Here is an 18,182-nt window from a genome sequence, read left to right as displayed (position 1 = left end):
GGTGGATCACCCCAAGATCAATGAGACAGCCCGACCTCCGGTGCGTCTCACCTGCCTGAGGCACGGCAGCTCTGCGTTCCGCGCATGCCTCATGATCACCGAGACAGGACAGCCGGCCTGGTCCTGGTCGACGGCGTGCGGTACCTCGAGCCGCAACGTGCGGCGTTTGACGCGATGCTGGAGGGCTGGGCGGCGCAGCAGCGCACCCGGTTCCTAAAGACCCGTACGATCGGACCGCGACTGGGTCTGGTCCGACGGTTCGCGGCGTTCTCCAACCAGTACCCGTGGCAATGGACCCCGACGGAGGTCGAGGCGTTCTTCGACTCGCTGCGCGGTGGCGAGCGGCCGATCGTGGTGTCCACGGCGCGCGCCTATCAGACCGTGCTGCGGTTGTTCATGGCCTACGTGACCGACGCCCGGTACGGCTGGCCGCAGGTGTGTCTGGACCGCTTCGGTGAGGTGCCGGCGCAGATCCTGCACGAGGACAACAGCATCGTCCACGTCAGCACGTTCGAGGGCCGGCCGCATCGTCGGCCGCTGACCTACGACGAGGTGCAGGCGCTGTTCGATGCCGCTGACGGGTTGGCCGAGGATGTTCGCGTACGAGGCCGAAAGGGCGCGCTTGTGGCGCAGCGCGACGCTGTGCTCCTGAAGGCGATCTACGCGTTTGGGCTCCGGCGTGCGGAGTGTGCCGGCCTGGATCTCGCCGATCTGCGGCGCAACCCGAAGGTGCCGGCCTACGGCCGGATCGGTGGCGTGTTCGTGCGGTACGGCAAGTCCAGCAACGGCGGCCCGCCGAAGCGGCGGACCGTGCTGACGGTGCCGGAGATGGACTGGGTGGTCCCGGTGCTCGAGCACTGGATCACGGAGGTCCGGCCCCGGTTCGGGCCGGGTGCCCACCCGGCACTGTTCGTCACTGAACGCCGGGGGCGGGTCAGCAAGGGCATCATCAATCGGGCCTTTTGCACGGCGCGGGATACCGCAGGTTTGCCGGACGAGCTGGACCTGCACTGCCTGCGGCACTCCTATGTGACGCACCTGGTCGAGTTCGACTATCCGGAACGGTTTGTGTCCGATCAAGTCGGCCACGCCTACGCCTCGACCACCGCGATCTACACAGGCGTCTCCGACGCCTACCGCAACCAGCTGCTGACGCGGTCGCTCGCGCAGCGCCACGGCGACCTCTGGGAGTCCGAGCGATGATCAAGAAAATGGGTGTGCGCTGGAACCTGCGCCAGCTCATGGCCACGCGCGACATGTTCAACACCTCGGACCTGGTGCCGCTGCTGGCCGAGCGGGGCGTCGACCTGTCCCGGGAGCAGGTCTACCGCCTCGTCACCCAGCCGCCGCAGCGGCTGTCGATGGACACGCTGGCCGCGCTGTGCGACATCCTCGACTGCACCCCGAACGACCTCATCGCCATCGAGGTCACCAACGCGACCGTGGCGAAGCCCGCGGCCGGAGCCGGCGCGCCACCGCCGGTGCAGCGCACCCAGATCCGCCGGCCGAGGGGCGCATGAGCACCGACCGGTGTGATCCGGCCTGCCCGGGGTGTGGCCGGGCCGACCGTCGAGACCGCCGACACAACCTTCCGCGTCTACCACCAGGACCAACTGCTCGCGGACGCCGCCCGTCGCTGGCGCAGCGGACCGGTGTGGTCGTCGAACTCACGACGCCGCCGTCCGTGTCGCGGACGGTGCGCGGCTGAGCGGGGCGGCGCGGGAGGCGCTGGTGGAGGCCGTCCACGGCATGCTCGTCGCCCTGGCCCGGGTCAGCCCCCGCCTGATGGTCCGGGCCGTACCCGAGGACGGCGGCGTGCTGGTCACCATCCTCGGCGCGGCAACACCGGCCGGGCCGCTCGACACCGAGGCGGTCGGGCACGCGCGCAGCCTGCTCCGCGCGGCGGGGGGAGAGCTCGTCCTGGAGCCGCTGCCCTACGCCGAACTGCGTGTGCCGGGCGCGGCCGCGAGCTCGTAGACCTCGGTGGCCGCGCCACCAATCAGCGATCGCTGACGAATTACGGGTCGACCCAGTAGGCGAGGGTCGGCGCGTCTGCCTTCCCACTTTCACGGCCGGTCGCCAAGGCGTCGCGAATTTTGTTGGACCTGTTCCAATTCGTATTGACTTCGGCGATTTAGAGGTGGATTGCGCGTGGATGCGAGGTGGGCCAACAAAAATTGAAGTCGGTGACAGGATGGCCGCAGGTGTCGCCAAGCACCTTCATATCAGACAAGCCGCGCCCGGCGGCCATCCGACCAGGGGAGTTACCGAGTGCACATCCGAGTGTTGGCCGTCGGCGCCGTCGCCCTGTCGACCGCGTTGGCCCTCCTGCCAACGACGAGCGCGTTCGCCGCCGCCACCGCCGCCACCGGCTCCACCAAACCGACGACGTTCGACCAGTTCGCTGCCCTGCCCTACGACCAGCAAGCCGCAGTCCTCGCCCCGCTGCGCGCGGCGGCCGGGGCGCTCGACGATCTCGGCCGCGGCAGCCGTTCGGCAGACTACGGGGACGTGGTCATCGACCCGGTCGCCGACACCGTCACCCTCTACGCCACCTCACCGGCCGGCGCCGCGGCGCTCATCGCCGACGCCAAGCGCAACCATCCGGACGTCGACACCGGCCTGATCCGGGTCAAGAAGGCCGCCTACTCGAAGGCCAAGCTGCACTCCGCGCGTGACCGGCTCGCCGCGAGCAGGGCTTCGCTGCCGTACAAGATCGTTAGCATCGCGGTCGCGGTCGATGGCTCTGGGCTGGAGGTCGGCGTTGACAACCCGGCGTCCGCAGCGGCGGCCGCACCGACGGTTGCCGGAGCCGTCGGGAAGGACCCCGCGAGCATCGCCGGGGTTCCGGTGGTGGTCTCGCAGGGCGAGGGCATGCTGGGGCAGTCCAGGTACGCCGACAGCGCTCCCTATTACGCCGGCGGCTACATCGCTTCCGGCGGTTATGGCTGCACCACCGGCATACCGGTGGCGAACAACAGCGGTGGCGGGTACGCGATCATCACCGCTTCGCACTGCGCGCACACCGGCGCGACCATCTACAACGGTGGCGGAACCTACGAGGGCACCGTCTCGGCCTACAACGAGGGGTGGGACGCTGCGAAGTACCCGGTGACGTCGTCTGGCGCCTACGAGTTCGACGGCGCACCGTCCGCGTACGACCCGCGGCCGCTGTCCGGGACCAAGTACTCGTACAACGGCGACTCGGTCTGTCAGGACGGCTACACCTCCGGCGTGATCTGTGGCATCCAGGTCGTCAACCAGGATGTTCAGAACTTCATGGTCCGGGGCGAACGCTACGGCAACACGTTCGCGGCGCGCGGCGTCATCGGGCGGCGGGCCAATAGCACCGCGGTACGTCCGGGCGACAGCGGCGGTCTGGTCTTCGCCATCCCCTACAGCGGCGCCACCGTCCGCGAGGTTCGCGGCATCGTCAGCGCGTCGGTCGACGGGCACTCCGACGAAATCTTCTGGACCGAGGCGCTCGACATCTACAACGCGTTTAAGGTCCACCTGGTCTGACTCCTGTTCTTGATCACTGTCTGCCGAAACGGGTCCGTCCGCGCATTGCGCGTGCGGACCCGTTTCCCGTCCCCCGCCCCCAACGAATCGTCGGCCCTGTTCGTCTTACGGGGTGTGAAGACAAGGAGACCCGGTGGCTGACTGGGAGGACGCACTGGTCAAGCTGTTGCAGACGCGAGGCGTCGCACTGATGCGTCACGCGCGGCTGCTCACCGGGAACGAACAGGAGGCCGAGGATCTGCTGCAGGACGCGCTGGTCCGGGTGTTCACGCGCCACCGGCGCGGGAGAGACCCGGAAGCGTTGGAGGCGTATCTGCGCACTGTCATGGCGAACCTTGTCCTGGATTCGCGGCGCCGCAGTGTGCGCTGGCTGCGACTGCGCCACAGAGTGGCGACGCCGGTCACCGCCGGTGAGGGTCTCGGCGAGGCGAGCGCCGCGCGGCAGGACGTGCTGGCCGCGCTGGCCGCGTTGTCGCCGCAACAGCGCGCGTGCTTGGTGCTGCGGTACTACGACGATCTGCTGGTGCCGGAGATCGCGGCCAGTCTCGTCATCGCCGAGGGGACGGTCAAGCGGCACTTACACGACGGGGCGAAACGGCTGGCTGCGTTGCTGAGCGTGGCGGAGGAAGGCGGTGAGAGCGATGGCGGGCACCGATGAGGACGGCGAGATCGTGCGAGCGATTCTCGAGGAGGCGGCCGATATGCCGGTCGACCGGGTACCGAACCCGGCCGCGATGACCCGGCGGGTGCGCCGGCAGCGGCGGGTGCGGGCGGTCGAGATTGGCGGAGCGTCGATCGCGATCGTCGCAGTTGCACTATCGGTCGCCGTGGCGATCGGCAGAACGGGAGGATCGGGTGATGGCACGAACGCGGTGCAGGCGGGCGGTCCGGTGACATCCGATGGCGCGGCACCGGGTCCGACCGCGAACTCGGGCTCCGCGAGCACGCCTGGACCGCCGGACGGCGGGAACGCCTCCGGGCTGACCGGGATTGCGTGCGGCCAGCCGTTCACGGTGAAGTACGTCCCCCAGGGCCCTGCGAACGTCCGAATCGCAGCCGCCGGCGTGCACCGCGGCGGCGGCGCGGCGGCGATGCCGGACGTCGACGTGCTGGTATCCGCCGACCAGGCGGTGCGGATCTCCGGTTCGCCGGCCCAGTTGGGCATTCAGGCGGTCATCGTGCGCGACGGCGTGACAGTCGACCGGATCGGCGGCGCGGACCGGCCCGAGGACGCAACGAGCACACCGGGTCAGGACAGCGGCGGTGGCGCGATGGCACGCTCCTGGCCGGTGGCGCCCGGCGCGCCGCACGCGGAACGGATCAGCCGGTCCCGATGGACCGCGTGCCCTGGCGTCGACTGGGCGGCGATCAACGCGGCGCCCGAGCAGTACCAGCTGGTGGTGCTAATGCCCGCGCCGATGGTGTTCGGGCCGGCCGGGCCGCTGGCCGACCCCTCCGACACCGTCATCGGGGCGGCGGTGACACTGGCGGCGGCGCCGGCCTCGTGAGAGCGGAAAGCCGCCACCCGGCGGGCGGCGAGCACGGACAAGGTCGAAGGGCATGGCGCACACCCTGCGCCGCTGGCTGCTCGCCTGTCGAACATGTACCGACCCGAGCAGGTGGCCGGTGTCGCCGCCAAGAACCTGCCGTCCGAAAGGCCGACGGTTGTCCGGGAGAGCTACGACACGCTGCGGAGGCGACGTGAGGCAGCAGGCTCTTCTCCTGCCGGCGTTCGGCAGCTCGTTCAGGGCTCCGGTACGACGGCTTCCAGCGCACGCCCAACAACCCATGAGTGCTGGCGCTGACACAGGTGCCTTCAGCTTGGCGTCGCTGCTGACGTGCAATGCGTGCGACCAACCCTTGCAACCCTCATGGGACGCCAGCGACCAACGCGCCTACGTGTTCCTGTACGGGTGTCGGCGCTTCGTGGCCGACGCTGCGGTGGTGCTCGTCGCACGGTCGCGCCGGCGACCCGTTTCGCATGCATCAATGACTCCGATCGGTGGGCGCTTGTCCATCACGGACGTACCGCTGGTCGCCGAGGTCTGGAGCAGCAACACCATCCCACGCCGATCTGCCGGTCCGGCGCCGCGGCGGGGCGCCGTCCTTGACGAGCTCGCCGCGACCGGGGCCGCGGCCCGGGCGGCGTCAGCGCCGATCGATGACCTGGGCGGCTGGCGCACGGCGCGGGCCGGACGGCGGCATAGTGGCGCGGCCGAGGCGCAGCAGCAGATACGGGTAGCCGACACAGCCGATCATGATCTGGACCGCCTGCCGCGTGGCGACCACCTCGACAGCCGCGCTCAAAGGCAGGACCGAGACGCCGGCGGCGGTCGCGGTCAGCCAGCCGGCGGACAGCGCCTCACCCGCGCGCAGCCAGTCCTCCGGCTCGTCGGTGTGGCCGTAAAGCAGCGCGAATGTCGCGCCCCGGTCATCGGCGAGGCCCGCCGGCCCGGCGCCGATCGCCCGGTCCCCTGATCCGGACCAGGCGGGCCGGCCGCCGGAGGCGACCCGGGCGAGGTCGAGGACCTCGTCCGGGTAGAGCACGTGCAGCGACGTCTCCTCGGCCCGCACTGCGGCGGTGACCGCCTTGAGCTGCGCGGCTGCGATCCGCGCGCCGGTTACCGGCGACCGGTCGGTGCGGCGCAGGCGGATGCTGCTCATGAGCGGAGTATTCGCCGGCCCCGCCAGCGAGCGCTCCTCGAGCCGCAGCGACGCGAGCCGGTCCGGATCCGCGGGGTCCGGCCGGCGGTTCATCTTGAGCCGCCAGCCCTCCGCCGCCAGCGCGATCCGGGCGTGGTGGAGGGCCGCCCCGCAACTGATGATCGCGAGGCGGCCGTCGACGTCGACGTCATCGACAATGCGGTCGCGGTCGAGGTACAGAGCCAGGGTGTTGCCTGTGAGCCGCCACCGCCACGGCTGGCTGTCGAGGATGGAGGGCGCGAACCCGGCCGCGTTGGCCGCGGCCAGGAGCGCATGGACCACGGCCTGGGCCCCGATCGGGTAGATCGTCGCACCGGTCGGCACCGCATCGACCGACTTCACATTGGCCGGGCCCGTCGAATCGTGCCGACGACCTGGCCTGGGGTTGAATTGCATGACCGGCATTGGGCGGACCTCCGGACCGGCGCCGCAGAACGGCGGGTGAGGGCGAGAAGGAGTAGTCGCCCGGGCCACGCGCGGCCGCATCAGAACGGGCCGCGACGGAAGCCTACGCCTTTCGATCCGCAGGCCCCATGACAGCCGGCGGCGCCGCACCCGCCATGAAGGGTGGGTCATGCCGGGAAGGCAAGGCTACCACTCCGTTGATGCCGATCCCCGGCCCGACGGACGTATCGAATGACGATTTCTTACGGATTTCTGAGCACCTACTCGCCGACCCGGTGCGGCCTGGTGACGTTCACGGCGTCGTTGCTACGCGCGCTCACGTCGCCGGTCGGCGGCGACCGGGCACCTGCTGCGGCTCGGCGATGACGTCGGGTTGCTCGAGCACGCCGACCACGCCACCCCCCGTCATGAGCGCGGCTATTGCGTCGGCGACGTGGTGCGCGGCCTCATGGTGGTCTGCCAAGAGCGGACCGGTCCGGGGTGTTGTTGTCAACCCTGCAGCATGCCCCCCGGCGGGCCTGACCACAGGCCGAATTGCGCGGCGGCGTTCGAGCGGTGCACGCCACCTCGGAGAGAAGATCTGCATGACCGATGACGTTCACGACTCCGTCTCCGCCGGGCGCCGCAGTGCGCGGCTGGAGTCGCGCACCACGTTCCCGACCCCTACGGCCGCGCTCGACGGTGCGTGGTGGCCGCGCAGCCGGGGTAACGGGGGCAGCGCCGGCGAGCTCATCGCCCTCATCGGCGCGCTGGATTCGTCCACAGCCCTGGGGTGGGTGTGGCGACAGGACCCGGGCGGGAAGCCGGCCGCGGCGCATCGGTTTGGTGGGCGTGTCCATCGCATCCGTGCCTTGCGGGTATCAGGCCGCCGCGTAGGCTTTGTCGCCGAGCTCGCGCAGGATGTGATGCGAGCGTCGAGCGATCTTGCGGGCGACGGAGATGGCGGCCCGTTTGTGGTCGATACGCTCCTTGACGCTGGTGTAGAAGTCGTGATCCTGGGCGCGGGTGCGGATGGCCATGCAGGCTGCCTCGTACAACGCCCAACGCAGCAGCGGCGGTCCCTGCTTGGCCAGGTGCCCACGGGAGCGTTTCCCGTCCGAGGAGTACACCGTGACGCATGGCGGAGTGGCCGGCTGTGAGATCGCGGTCGGCGGCGACGTGTGGGGCTCGCAAACCAGATTCGGCTACGTTGCCTGCGAGTATTCGTTGATCAACCCGCCCAGGATCGGGCGTCGTCGGACTCGAGCGGCGTCTATCGACGGAGAGCCTATCTTTCAAGCGCTTGGACAGCTACTCGTTCTGCGGTCGTCGTGGCCTCCTGGCTCATTAGGGCGCAGACGTCCTGCCTACGACAGGCGTTCGCCCGGGTAGCGCGCATGGCCGCGCGGACGTCGTCAACGGATGCGGTAACGGACGATGGCCAGGAACCCGGTGAGCCTGTCGGGTAGAGGAGTCGATCGCGTTGTTGGGGACGCCGCCGGTGGAGCGGCTGTACTCCGGGGTGGCGAAGACGGCGCCGTTGCGGCCCGACAGTGGCTCGTCTTGGTTGAAGGTGTCGCGCGGATCGCCTTGCGCCTCCGACCCTTCAATGCGCGACCGGCTATGACGTTCTCGCCGGCCGAGCTGTCACGATCAGTGCCCGAGGCGGTGGTCGGCCGGAGGAAGTCGCTGCAGCGCGACGTCAGCCGCGGGTGAGCCGGTCGCTGACGGACAGAGCTTTGTCCAGGATCGAAAGTCCGGTGGCCGCGTCGGCGTCGGACAGATTGCACGGGGGCACCAGGTGCACGCGGTTGGCGTTCGTGAAAGGCAGCATGCCCAGTTCCTTACAGGCAGCCACGACGTCCAGGGTGCCCTGTGAGGTCATCGGTTCCCGGGTGTTGCGGTCGATGACCAGTTCCACCGCCCAGAAGACGCCGATGCCGCGGATGTCGCCGACGCTGGGGTGGTCCTCGGCGATGCGGCGCAGGCCCGGTCCGAGGACGTCTTCGCCGAGGCGGGCGGCGTTCTCGATGGTGCCCTCGGCCGCCATGGCCTCGAGGGTGGCGACTGCCGCCGCGGTGGCCAGCGGGTGTCCGGAGTAGGTCAGTCCGCCTGGGTACGGCTGGTGGGCGAACGTCTCGGCGACGGCGTTGCTGAGGATGACGCCGCCCAGCGGGACGTATCCGGAGTTGACGCCCTTGGCGAAGGTGATGAGGTCGGGTCGGACGCCGAAGTGGTCGAGGGCGAACCATGCGCCGGCGCGGCCGAATCCGGCCATCACCTCGTCGAGGACAAGCACGATGCCGTACCGGTCGCACAGCTCGCGGACGCCGGGGAGGTAACCGGCGGGGGGAATCATGATTCCGGCGGTGCCGGGGATGGTCTCCAGCACGATGGCGGCGATCGTCGATGGCCCTTCGGCTTCGAGGGTGCGTCGCAGGTGCGCCAGGGCACGTTCGCACTCCTCTTCCTCCGTGACCGCGTGGAATTCGGAGCGGTACAGGAACGGGCCGAAGAAGTGCACGACGCCGGCGCTGCCGGTGTCGCTGGGCCAGCGCCGCGGGTCCCCGGTCAGGTTGATGGCGGTCTGGGTGCCGCCGTGGTAGGAGCGGTAGGCGGCGAGCACCTTGGGCCGGCCGGTGTGCAGGCGGGCCATACGGATGGCGTGCTCGTTGGCGTCGGCGCCTCCGTTGGTGAAGAACACCTTCGACATGCCCTCGGGAGCGCGTGCGCTGATCAGGCGGGCTGCCTCGGACCGGTGCTCGTTGGCGTACTGCGGAGCGACGGTGCACAACCGGTCGGCCTGGTCCTTGATGGCCTGGACGATGCGGGGGTGGGCGTGGCCCAGGTTCGTATAGACCAGTTGCGAGGAGAAGTCGAGGTACTCGTTGCCGTCCTCGTCCCACACCCGGGATCCGCGGGCGTCGGTCAGGACGATCGGGGTGATCTTGGCCTGGGCCGACCAGGAGTGGAACACATGGGCCCGGTCCAGGTCGAACGTGCGTGAGGGCATCAGGCGCCTGCCGTCATCGGTTGCTGGGAAAGGACAGTTCGAGGCCGCCTGCCGGCGCGTTCCAGCGCGAGGTGACTACCTTGCCGCGGGTGTAGAACTGCACGCCGTCGGTGCCGTGGGCGTGGCTGTCGCCGAACAGCGAGTCCTTCCAGCCGCCGAAGGAGTAGTAGGCCACCGGTACGGGCACCGGGACGTTGATGCCGATCATGCCGACCTGGACGTCGGTCTCGAAGCCGCGAGCGGTGCCGCCGTCGGTCGTGAAGATGGCCGTACCGTTGCCGTAGGGATTGCTGTTGACCAGCTGCAGCGCCTCGGCGTAGCTCGCCACGCGGACGACCGACAGCACCGGTCCGAAGATCTCCTCGGTGTAGATGTCCATGCCGGGTTCGACGTTGTCGAACAGGGTCGGGCCTAGCCAGTAGCCGTCGGCGTCTCCGTCGGGGGTGACGGTGCGGCCGTCGATCACGACCGTGGCCCCGGCGGTCTCGCCGTTGGCGACGAAGGAAGCGACCTTGTCACGGTGCTGCTCGGTGACCAGCGGGCCCATGTCGGGTTCCCGGCTCCCGTCGCCGATGCGCAGCGTCGCGGTTCGCTTGGCGATGCGGGCGACCAGGTCGTCGGCGATGTCGCCGACGGCGACGATGACGCTGACGGCCATGCATCGTTCCCCGGCCGAGCCGTAGCCGGCGCTGACCGCGGCGTCGGCGGCGAGGTCGAGGTCGGCGTCCGGCATGACCACCATGTGGTTCTTGGCGCCGCCGAGGGCCTGCACGCGCTTGCCGGTGAGCCCGGCCCGCTCGTACACGTAGCGGGCGATGGGGGTGGAGCCGACGAAGCTGACCGCGCTGATGTCGGGGTGGTCGAGCAGCCCGTCGACTGCGACCTTGTCGCCGTGCAGGACGGTGAACACGCCGTCGGGCAGGCCGGCCTCCTTCCACAGCTGCGCGATCCACACCGCGGCGGACGGGTCCTTCTCGCTCGGCTTGAGTACCACGCTGTTACCGGCGGCGATGGCGATGGGGAAGAACCACATCGGCACCATGGCGGGGAAGTTGAACGGGCTGATCACGGCCACCACCCCGACGGGCTGGCGCAGGCTGTGCACGTCGATGCCGGTGGACACGGTGCTGGAGTGGGCGCCTTTGAGCAGATGCGGGATGCCGCAGGCGACCTCGACGACCTCTTGTCCGCGGGACACCTCGGCGAGAGCGTCGGACAGGACTTTGCCGTGTTCGCGGGTGATGATCTCGGCGAGCTCGTGCTTGCGGCTGTTGAGCAGCTCCCGGAAGGCGAACAGGACCCGGGTACGGGCGCTGAGCGAGGTCGCCGCCCAGGCGGGGAACGCGGAGCGGGCCGAGGCGACCGCGGCCTCGACGTCCGACTGGTCGGCCAGGCATACCTGCGCTGTGGTGCGCCCGGTGGCCGGGTTGTGGACCGCCCCGCGCCGGGTGCTGTTGCCCGAGGTGAGCGCGCCGTCGATCCAGTGCTCGATAAGGGAGGTGGTGGCTGACATGCGCTGAGAGTAAGTACGCGCAAACGGCGCTGACCATGGTCAGTGTGTCCGGCATCGAACCGGCGACCGCACACTATGTCGGCGAGTGCACGTCTTACGGGGTGAGCGTCTCCCACAGGTGTGGGTGGCGGGTCAGGTAGACCAGCTGCTGGGCCAGCCGTCGATGGGCCGGCGTCTGGGTCGAGGCGCCCCACAGCGGTGCGGTGCTCATTCCGTCCGCCGCCGCCACGACCAGCGCCAGCAGCTCGGGCGGCAAGCCGTCGGCGGCGAGGGCCGCGTCCATCTGCTCGGCGTCGGCCCGGGCAAGCTCGGCGACCGCGGGCAGCGTCATGAGCTGGACGACCAGAGCCAGCGATTCGCGCAGTGTGACGTCGTCCTGGGCCGGTGTCAGCGCCGCCCGGATGTAGGCCCGGGTCAGCCGTCCCGGTGCGGTGTCCGACGGGTCGAGCGCGGCGTCGATGCTGGCTTGGAAGGCGGCCAGCTGGTCGCGGGCCAGCTCCAGGATCAGCTCGTCCTTGCTGGCGAAGTGGTAGATCAGCCCGCCCTTCGACACCCCGGCGAAGCGGGCGATCTCGTCCAGGGAGGCGTGGATCCCGCGGGCGCGGACGACGTCCGCGGCCGCGTCCAGCAGGGCCCGTCGGGTGTCTTGCGGCGTCCGGCCGGCTGTGCGTCCCACGATGACACCGTACCTACGGCCGCGGGATGCGCGGCGACGGGATCAGAGCCCACGCCAGCACCGCCGCGATGAGCGTCAACGCTGCCGCGACCAGCGAAGTGACCTGGACGCCGGTGATGAACGTGTCGCGCGCACCGGCGACGGCGTCCGGTGGCAGCACCCGCAGGGCCGAGCCCAGCGAGTCGCGGACCCGCACGGCGTCCTTGGCCGGCAGCCCGCGTGGCACGCTCACGTTGTGCCGGTACACCAGCGACAGCAGGGAGCCCAGCAGCGCTATGCCCAGCACGACGCCGAGTTCGTTGGCGGTCTCGGTGATCGCGGAGACCGAGCCAGCCTTGCGCGGCGGTGCGGCGGAGATGATGGCGTCGCCGGTCAGCGTCATCGCCAGACCGATGCCGAGACCGATGGGCACGAGCGCAAGTCCGAGCCACAGGTACGGCCTGTGCGCCGCCCCGGCCACCGCCACCAGCCCGGCAGCGGCTAGGGCTAGCCCGAGTGCGATGGCCCGGCCCCGGCCGAGCTGGGCCACGACCACCCCGATGATGGCGACGACGACGATCGAGGCGATGGTCGCGGGCAGCTCGGCCAGACCCGCCTGCAGCGGGCTGTGCCCGCGGGCGAACTGCAGGTACTGCGAGAAGAAGAACAGCAGTCCGGTCAGCGCGAGGATGGCAATGACGTTGGTCGCCACCGCCCCGGAGAACGCCGCGCTGCGGAACAGCTCGACGTCGAGCATGGGTTGTTCCAGCCGCCGCTGACGCCGGACGAACAGCACTCCGGCGGCCACGCCGACGACAACGCCGGCCACGGTCGTCGCGTCGAGGCCTGACCCGACCACGTGCTTGACCGCGTACACCAGTTGCACGATCGCCGCCATGGACAGCACGGCGGAGAGCACGTCGAAGCGGCCCGGTTGCGGATCGCGCGACTCCGGCAGCAGAAGAAGGCCGGAGATCACCACCAGGGCCACCACGGGCACGTTGATGAGGAAGACCGACCCCCACCAGAAGCGCTCGAGCAGGAACCCGCCCACGAGCGGCCCGATGGCCGATCCTGCCCCGAAGGCGGTGGCCCAGATGGCGATCGCCCGCGTCCGTTCGACGCTGTCGGTGAAGATGTTGCGAATCAGCGACAGCGTCGACGGCATCAACGTCGCACCGGCCACGCCGAGCAGCAGACGCGCCCCGATCAGCGCTTGCGCGCTGGGAGCGAACGCGGCCAGCAACGACGCCGCGCCGAACGCGACCGAGCCGGCCAGCAGGATCCGCTTACGCCCGAACCGGTCGGCCAGGTTGCCCATCAGCACCAGCAGGCCGGCCAACGTCAGCGAGTAGACGTCGCCGATCCACAGGATCTCCTCCGCGCTCGGCGCCAGGCTGGCTGTCAGCGCCGGCACGGCCAGCGAGAGCACCGTTCCGTCGATGGCGAGCAACAGCACGGCCGCGGCCAGCGCGGCGAGTGAGGCCCACCGTCGACGGGCTGACAGCGAAAGCTGCGCCGGTGTCGTCAAGGAAGTCATGTCAAAACTGTACCGACTGGTCGGTGAAGTTCGTCAGGATGATCTGCCGCATAGCGGCCGCCCACCTGAGGAGCCCGTACTCAGGAATCGAAGCCCAGGCCGAGCCGGTCCATGACGCGCAGCCAGAGGTTGCGCTTGCCGGTGGCGTCCTCGCGGGCCATCGACCACCGGGTGAGCTGGATGCCGATCCAGGCCAGCGGCTCGGGCGGGAACGGCAGTGGCTTCTGGCGAACCATCTCCAGCCGCGTCCGTTCCGTCGGTTCGCCCGCCAGCAGGTCCAGCATCACGTCGGCGGCGAAACGCGAGGCGCCGACCCCGAGGCCGGTGAATCCCGTGGCGTAGGCGGTCCGGCCGCGGTGAGTGGTGCCGAACAGTGCGCAGAACCGGCTGGAGGTATCGATGACGCCGGACCAGCGGTGGGTGAAGCGAATTCCCCGCAGTTGCGGGAACGTGGCGGCGAAGTTCTGGGACAGGACCTCGAATGTCGCGCGACGGTCGTCGTGCTCGGCCGAGATGGACCGTCCGTAGTGGTAGATGGCGTCGTAGCCGCCCCAGAGGATGCGCCGGTCGGGCGTGACGCGGTAGTAGTGGAACTGGTTGCCGGAGTCGGAGACCCCGATCGAGGGGTCCCAGTTCAGACTGGCGAGCTGTTCGTCGCTGAGGGGCTCCGTGGCCAGCACGTAGTCGTAGACCGGGACGATCGACCAGCGGGCGCGCGCGAACGGGCTGCGGAAGACGTTCGTCGCGACGACCACTTCCCGGGCGTGGATGACGGCGCCGGTGTCGGTCGTCGCTTCCATCCCGTGGTGCCGGCGTTTCAGGTCGAGCAGTCGCGTCTGCTCATGCAGCCGGACGCCCAGACGTTCGGCCGCGTCCGCCAGCCCCCAGGCCAGCCGCGCCGGATCGAGGACCGCGCCCTTGCCGGGCGTGTAGCGGCCGGCGAGGTAGGTCGGGGAGTTCACCACCGCGCGCACGGCGTCCGCGTCGAGGAAACCGGCCTCCTCGGGCTTCAGATTCGCCACCTCGTGCGCCCTGGTGGCGACGGCGAGGTTGCCTCCGCGGGCGAAGCCGCAGTCGATGCCGTACCGGTTGACGGTCTCCTCGATGCCGTCGAGGTTCCGCAGCCCGAGCTCGTGCAGGCGGCTGTACTCGGCGGGCCACCGGCTGAGCCCGTTGCTCTCGCCGTGGGTGATGCTGGCCTCGCAGAAGCCTCCGTTGCGTCCGGTGGCGTGCTCGGCGATGCGGTCGGCCTCGATGAGGACCACCGAGCGACCGGGGTGACGCTCCACCGCGCGCAGGGCGGTCCACAACCCGGTGAAACCGCCTCCGACGACGAGCAGGTCGGCTTCCAGGTGCCCCGTCGCGCTGGCGCGGGGCGCCGGGCGCGCGGGAGTGTCCAGCCACAACGGCATCAAGGCGGAGCCGTCGAAGGATCCCACCGGCCACGCTGCCGCAGCCGGATGGAACGAGGTCAGGAAGGTTTCGGGACGATCAGGCACGACTGGTCCTTCAAACGAGGGACGTGAGATCGGGGTATCGCGCCCACCTCAGGATGCGACACCCGATCGCGCTGGTCTGCCTTACTCTGCGATATCGCGCCCCTCGTCGCGGCTGACGATGTGTCGCACGATCCGATCCGGGTCCGACAGTCTGCAGACTGCTCAGCTGCTGAGCGCGGAGATCGAGGGCGTCGGTCCGAGGATGCCCTCGATCGCCTCCACGAGCAGGCTGCGCGCCGAGTCGAGGTCGACCAGCCGATACCGCAGGGCCGGGGTGAGTCCGTCGAGCATGGTGACGAGCAGCAGACCCACGCGCTCCGGATCGTGCGAGGCGCTGATGCTCCGGTCGGCCTGTCCGTCGGCGACGGCATCGGCCATGAGCGCGATCCAGGCCTGCTGCCGCTCCTTGACCGAGCCCTCGAGCTCGGCCGAGAAGCGGCCGATGGACCAGACCTGGTGCCACAGCTCCCAGCTTTGACTGATCTCCGGATCGGGTGCCAGGCAGCCGAGGGCGTAGGCGATCACCCGCCGGCGGCCGTCGAACGTCTCGCGGGCGTAGGAAACGACCGCCTTCTTGGCCCGCACGTCGGCCGCTGCGAACGCACTGGCGATCAGCTCGTCGCGGGAGGCGAAGGAGTTGCTGATGGGGGGTTGTGACACGCCGGCTTCCGAGGCCACGTCGACCAGACGGAGGGGCGCGCATGCCGGACCGGACGATGGCCCGGGCGGCCGCGGCCGACGAGCTGTTCCCGTCGTTCCTCGGCTGACAATCTCGAGTACGTTCGTCCGGTCCTCGGCATCTTTGCAGGCTATAGCGTGTGAGAGCGGTCAGGTCACGCCGCCGGTGCGGGCCGGCGCGAGAGCCAGTCGGTCGCGGACTCGTAGGCGGCCGCGGCCTGGATGACCAGCGCGTCGGCGTGGTGGGTCGCGACGATCTGCAGCGCGAGAGGCAGCCCATCCGTCGTGAACCCGGACGGCACCGTCAGGGCCGGGTGACCCGTGTCGTTGAACAGCGCGGTCAGCCGGTGGAAATCGATGGCCGGGTGGGCGACAGGCACTCCTGCCACTTCGGTGTTGCCGCCGATGTACCCGGGGTGGGGGAAGCGGCATGGTGGGCGTCACGAGCAGGTCGTACTCCTCGAAGACGCGTCCCACGGTGTGAGCGCGCTTGGCCCGGGTCTGGTACGACACCCTCCACCAATCGGTCGAGGACATCGCTGCGGCCCGGAGGGCCAGCTCCTGGCAGATCGGGTAGCTCTCGTCGAAGGACAGGTTCGGGTCGGACTCGATCATGCCCGTGAACTGAGGCGCCCAGAAATCGAGGAAGAACTCGATGGGGTCGGGCAGCCGGAGCTCGACCGGCTCGACGATCGCTCCCAGGCTCTCGAGCACTCGCAGGGCCGCCTCGAAACCGCTGCGCACGAACGGGTCGATGGTGCCGTACCCGAGGTCGACCGAGTAGGCGATGCGTCTGCCCGCCACGGAGGGGCGCCGCGCCGCGTCGAGGAACGAGCCGGGCAGCGATGACTGCGCCCCTGCTCGAGATCGAGAACCTCCGTGTCGACCTGCGCGGCCGCCATCGAGGCGACCCGCCGCGTCGCGTGATCCACGACGTCAGCCTCCGCATCGAACCGGGGGAGTCGGTCGGTCTCGTCGGCGAGTCGGGTTCGGGCAAGTCGATGACGCTCAAGGCTGTGATGGGCCTGCTCCCCCAAGGCGCCAAGGTCTCGGGCGCCATCCGGTTCCGCGGCCGGGACGTCACCGCCTTCGGTCGCAAGGACCTGGCCGGCTATCGCAGCCGGCAGGTCGCGATGATCTACCAGGACCCCCGAGCGCACACCAACCCGCTCGTCAAGGTGGGGGACTTCCTCATCGAAGGGGTGGTCGCCGCCAAGCAGATGACCCCCGACGAGGCTCGTGACAAGGCGTGCGCGATGCTGCGCGACGTCGGTGTGCCGGACGCGACCCGGCGCATGGCCCAGTACCCCCACGAGCTGTCCGGCGGGCTGCTGCAGCGCGTGATGATCGTGATGGCGCTGATGCCCGATCCGTTGCTCGTGCTGGCGGACGAGCCGACGACGGCGCTGGACGTGACGGTGCAGGCCGAGGTGGTGTCCATCCTCATCGAGCAGATCCGCGAGCGGTCGGTGGGAATGCTGTTCATCACGCACGACCTGGACCTGGCGGCGGCGATCAACGACTCCCTGGCCGTCATGTACGCCGGGGCCATCGTCGAGAAGGGTTCGGCCACATCGGTCTACGAAGCCTCGCGTCACCCGTACACTGCCGGGCTGCTGAACTCGCGGCCGAGTGTCGAGGAGGTCAGGCGACTGCAGACCATCCCCGGCCGACCGCTGTCGGCCTTCGAGGCCGGCGACGGCTGCGTCTTCTCCTCCCGGTGCCACTTCGTCACGCAGCACTGCCGGGACGAGCGGCCGGCGGCCCGGCCCGTCGACGGGCACATCGTGGCGTGCCACCGGGTGGAGGAGTTGGACAAGTCGATGGTGAGGCAGGCCGCATGAGCGGAATCGTGTTGGCGGTGCGCGACCTCCGCAAGGTGTTCGTGACCAAGGGGCCTGGCGGCCTGACCGAGCACACGGCCGTGAACGGCGTGACGTTCGAGGTGCCGGCCGGCTCGTGCCTGGCCATCGTGGGCGAGTCCGGCTCGGGCAAGACCACGACGGCTCGGATCATCGCCGGGCTGGAACGGCCCGATTCCGGGGAGGTGATCGTGCAGGCCCGCCGGAGCGGCGCTGTCTCCCGCGCGGGCCGGCGACCGGTCGGCGCGGTCCAGATGGTGTTCCAGGATCCCTTCGGCTCCCTCGATCCCCGGCAGCGGGTCGGTAGTGCGATCGACGAAGTGCTGCGTCAGCACAGTCGCAGCAGCGGCCGCGAACGTCGGGAGCGGGTGCTGGAGCTCCTCGACCAGGTGGGCCTCGACGAGCGGCACTCGCGGGAGCTTCCCCGTCACCTGTCCGGTGGGCAGCGCCAGCGGGTGGCCATCGCCCGGGCGCTGGCCATGGAACCCGAGATCCTCATTCTCGACGAGGCGGTCTCGGCGCTCGACGTGAGCGTCCAAGCCCAGGTCCTAAACCTGCTCATCGACATCCGTAAGCAGACCGAGGTCGCCTACGTGTTCGTCTCGCACGACCTGGGAGTCGTCCGCCAGATCAGCGACGAGGTCGTCGTCATGTCGAACGGACGCGTGGTCGAGCAGGGACTGACCGCCGAAGTCCTCGATCATCCGCGGGAGGAGTACACCAAGCAGCTCATCGACGCGATCCCTCGACCGGGGTGGGTCCCGCGGCGGCGCTCGGCCGCGGCGGAACCCACTCGCTGACCCCCCGGCGTCC

General features: G+C 69.9%; 18 protein-coding genes and 1 pseudogene. 8 read left to right on the top strand and 11 right to left on the bottom strand.

Annotated elements, in window-relative coordinates; genetic code table 11:
* Positions 1-84: 84 nt before the first annotated feature.
* The 6 genes from ACGFI8_RS43665 to ACGFI8_RS43640 all read left to right on the top strand — a co-directional run bounded on the left by ACGFI8_RS43665 (position 85) and on the right by ACGFI8_RS43640 (position 5,030).
* Complete coding sequence (locus tag ACGFI8_RS43665; protein ID WP_392813894.1) at positions 85-1,203, top strand: tyrosine-type recombinase/integrase; 1,119 nt, start codon at positions 85-87, stop codon at positions 1,201-1,203.
* Positions 1,200-1,520: a helix-turn-helix domain-containing protein gene (locus ACGFI8_RS43660; RefSeq protein ID WP_392813891.1), complete on the top strand. Its 321-nt coding sequence runs from the start codon at positions 1,200-1,202 to the stop codon at positions 1,518-1,520. The genes ACGFI8_RS43665 and ACGFI8_RS43660 overlap by 4 nt, the downstream gene beginning before the upstream one ends.
* Positions 1,521-1,731: 211 nt before the next feature.
* Entirely contained in the window at positions 1,732-1,977 is a 246-nt protein-coding gene (locus tag ACGFI8_RS43655) for a hypothetical protein (RefSeq protein ID WP_392813888.1), read from the top strand.
* A 294-nt stretch (positions 1,978-2,271) separates the two neighbouring features.
* Positions 2,272-3,522 (top strand): hypothetical protein, encoded by a 1,251-nt coding sequence (locus ACGFI8_RS43650; RefSeq protein WP_392813885.1) that lies wholly within the window; start codon positions 2,272-2,274, stop codon positions 3,520-3,522.
* 133 nt (positions 3,523-3,655) lie between these two features.
* Positions 3,656-4,180: a SigE family RNA polymerase sigma factor gene (locus tag ACGFI8_RS43645; RefSeq protein ID WP_392813882.1), complete on the top strand. Its 525-nt coding sequence runs from the start codon at positions 3,656-3,658 to the stop codon at positions 4,178-4,180.
* On the top strand, positions 4,164-5,030 hold the full coding sequence (locus ACGFI8_RS43640) for a hypothetical protein (protein ID WP_392813879.1): 867 nt from the start codon (positions 4,164-4,166) through the stop codon (positions 5,028-5,030). The genes ACGFI8_RS43645 and ACGFI8_RS43640 overlap by 17 nt, the downstream gene beginning before the upstream one ends.
* A 640-nt stretch (positions 5,031-5,670) precedes the next feature.
* Here ACGFI8_RS43640 and ACGFI8_RS43635 read toward each other — a convergent pair.
* The 11 genes and pseudogenes from ACGFI8_RS43635 to ACGFI8_RS43585 form a co-directional block, all read right to left on the bottom strand.
* Entirely contained in the window at positions 5,671-6,567 is an 897-nt protein-coding gene (locus tag ACGFI8_RS43635; RefSeq protein ID WP_392813876.1) for a nitroreductase, read from the bottom strand.
* 379 nt (positions 6,568-6,946) lie between these two features.
* Positions 6,947-7,093 carry a hypothetical protein gene (locus tag ACGFI8_RS43630; protein ID WP_392813873.1) on the bottom strand — a complete coding sequence of 49 codons (147 nt, stop codon included), beginning with the start codon at positions 7,091-7,093 and terminating at the stop codon, positions 6,947-6,949.
* 397 nt (positions 7,094-7,490) lie between these two features.
* Positions 7,491-7,739 carry a transposase gene (locus ACGFI8_RS43625; RefSeq protein WP_392813871.1) on the bottom strand — a complete coding sequence of 83 codons (249 nt, stop codon included), beginning with the start codon at positions 7,737-7,739 and terminating at the stop codon, positions 7,491-7,493.
* A gap of 572 nt (positions 7,740-8,311) precedes the next feature.
* Positions 8,312-9,622 (bottom strand): aspartate aminotransferase family protein, encoded by a 1,311-nt coding sequence (locus ACGFI8_RS43620; protein ID WP_392813868.1) that lies wholly within the window; start codon positions 9,620-9,622, stop codon positions 8,312-8,314.
* Between the two features lie 13 nt (positions 9,623-9,635).
* On the bottom strand, positions 9,636-11,135 hold the full coding sequence (locus ACGFI8_RS43615) for a CoA-acylating methylmalonate-semialdehyde dehydrogenase (protein WP_392813865.1): 1,500 nt from the start codon (positions 11,133-11,135) through the stop codon (positions 9,636-9,638).
* Positions 11,136-11,229: 94 nt separating this feature from the next.
* Positions 11,230-11,811: a TetR/AcrR family transcriptional regulator gene (locus ACGFI8_RS43610; RefSeq protein WP_392813862.1), complete on the bottom strand. Its 582-nt coding sequence runs from the start codon at positions 11,809-11,811 to the stop codon at positions 11,230-11,232.
* Positions 11,812-11,824: 13 nt separating this feature from the next.
* A complete protein-coding gene (locus tag ACGFI8_RS43605) occupies positions 11,825-13,330 on the bottom strand; it encodes an MFS transporter (RefSeq protein ID WP_392813860.1) in 1,506 nt (501 codons plus the stop codon).
* Positions 13,331-13,410: 80 nt separating this feature from the next.
* Positions 13,411-14,829: an FAD-dependent oxidoreductase gene (locus ACGFI8_RS43600; protein WP_392813857.1), complete on the bottom strand. Its 1,419-nt coding sequence runs from the start codon at positions 14,827-14,829 to the stop codon at positions 13,411-13,413.
* Between the two features lie 162 nt (positions 14,830-14,991).
* The gene (locus tag ACGFI8_RS43595; RefSeq protein WP_392813854.1) at positions 14,992-15,489 is read right to left on the bottom strand and encodes a TetR family transcriptional regulator C-terminal domain-containing protein; all 498 of its coding nucleotides are present in this window, start codon (positions 15,487-15,489) and stop codon (positions 14,992-14,994) included.
* A gap of 173 nt (positions 15,490-15,662) precedes the next feature.
* On the bottom strand, positions 15,663-15,887 hold the full coding sequence (locus ACGFI8_RS43590) for a hypothetical protein (RefSeq protein ID WP_392813852.1): 225 nt from the start codon (positions 15,885-15,887) through the stop codon (positions 15,663-15,665).
* Between the two features lie 22 nt (positions 15,888-15,909).
* Positions 15,910-16,350: pseudogene (locus tag ACGFI8_RS43585) on the bottom strand (amidase family protein); the annotation flags it as partial.
* A 2-nt stretch (positions 16,351-16,352) separates the two neighbouring features.
* Here ACGFI8_RS43585 and ACGFI8_RS43580 point away from each other — a divergent pair.
* Positions 16,353-17,351 (top strand): ABC transporter ATP-binding protein, encoded by a 999-nt coding sequence (locus ACGFI8_RS43580; protein ID WP_392813850.1) that lies wholly within the window; start codon positions 16,353-16,355, stop codon positions 17,349-17,351.
* Positions 17,348-18,169: an ABC transporter ATP-binding protein gene (locus ACGFI8_RS43575; protein WP_392813847.1), complete on the top strand. Its 822-nt coding sequence runs from the start codon at positions 17,348-17,350 to the stop codon at positions 18,167-18,169. Before ACGFI8_RS43580 ends, ACGFI8_RS43575 begins: the two co-directional genes overlap by 4 nt.
* Positions 18,170-18,182 lie beyond the last annotated feature (13 nt).

Source organism: Dactylosporangium sp. NPDC048998, from assembly GCF_043197855.1.
Lineage (GTDB): Bacteria > Actinomycetota > Actinomycetes > Mycobacteriales > Micromonosporaceae > Dactylosporangium.
Note: the sequence above shows the minus strand (reverse complement) of the source record. Positions and strands in the feature narration are given on the sequence as shown.

Bases quoted from the DNA above. Each gene is read 5' to 3' on its own strand.
- ACGFI8_RS43665 (WP_392813894.1), top strand. From the start codon at position 85: ATGCCTCATGATCACCGAGACAGGACAGCCGGCCTGGTCCTGGTCGAC.
- ACGFI8_RS43660 (WP_392813891.1), top strand. From the start codon at position 1,200: ATGATCAAGAAAATGGGTGTGCGCTGGAACCTGCGCCAGCTCATGGCC.
- ACGFI8_RS43640 (WP_392813879.1), top strand. From the start codon at position 4,164: ATGGCGGGCACCGATGAGGACGGCGAGATCGTGCGAGCGATTCTCGAG.
- ACGFI8_RS43620 (WP_392813868.1), bottom strand. From the start codon at position 9,622: ATGCCCTCACGCACGTTCGACCTGGACCGGGCCCATGTGTTCCACTCC.
- ACGFI8_RS43615 (WP_392813865.1), bottom strand. From the start codon at position 11,135: ATGTCAGCCACCACCTCCCTTATCGAGCACTGGATCGACGGCGCGCTC.
- ACGFI8_RS43605 (WP_392813860.1), bottom strand. From the start codon at position 13,330: ATGACTTCCTTGACGACACCGGCGCAGCTTTCGCTGTCAGCCCGTCGA.
- ACGFI8_RS43580 (WP_392813850.1), top strand. From the start codon at position 16,353: ATGACTGCGCCCCTGCTCGAGATCGAGAACCTCCGTGTCGACCTGCGC.
- ACGFI8_RS43575 (WP_392813847.1), top strand. From the start codon at position 17,348: ATGAGCGGAATCGTGTTGGCGGTGCGCGACCTCCGCAAGGTGTTCGTG.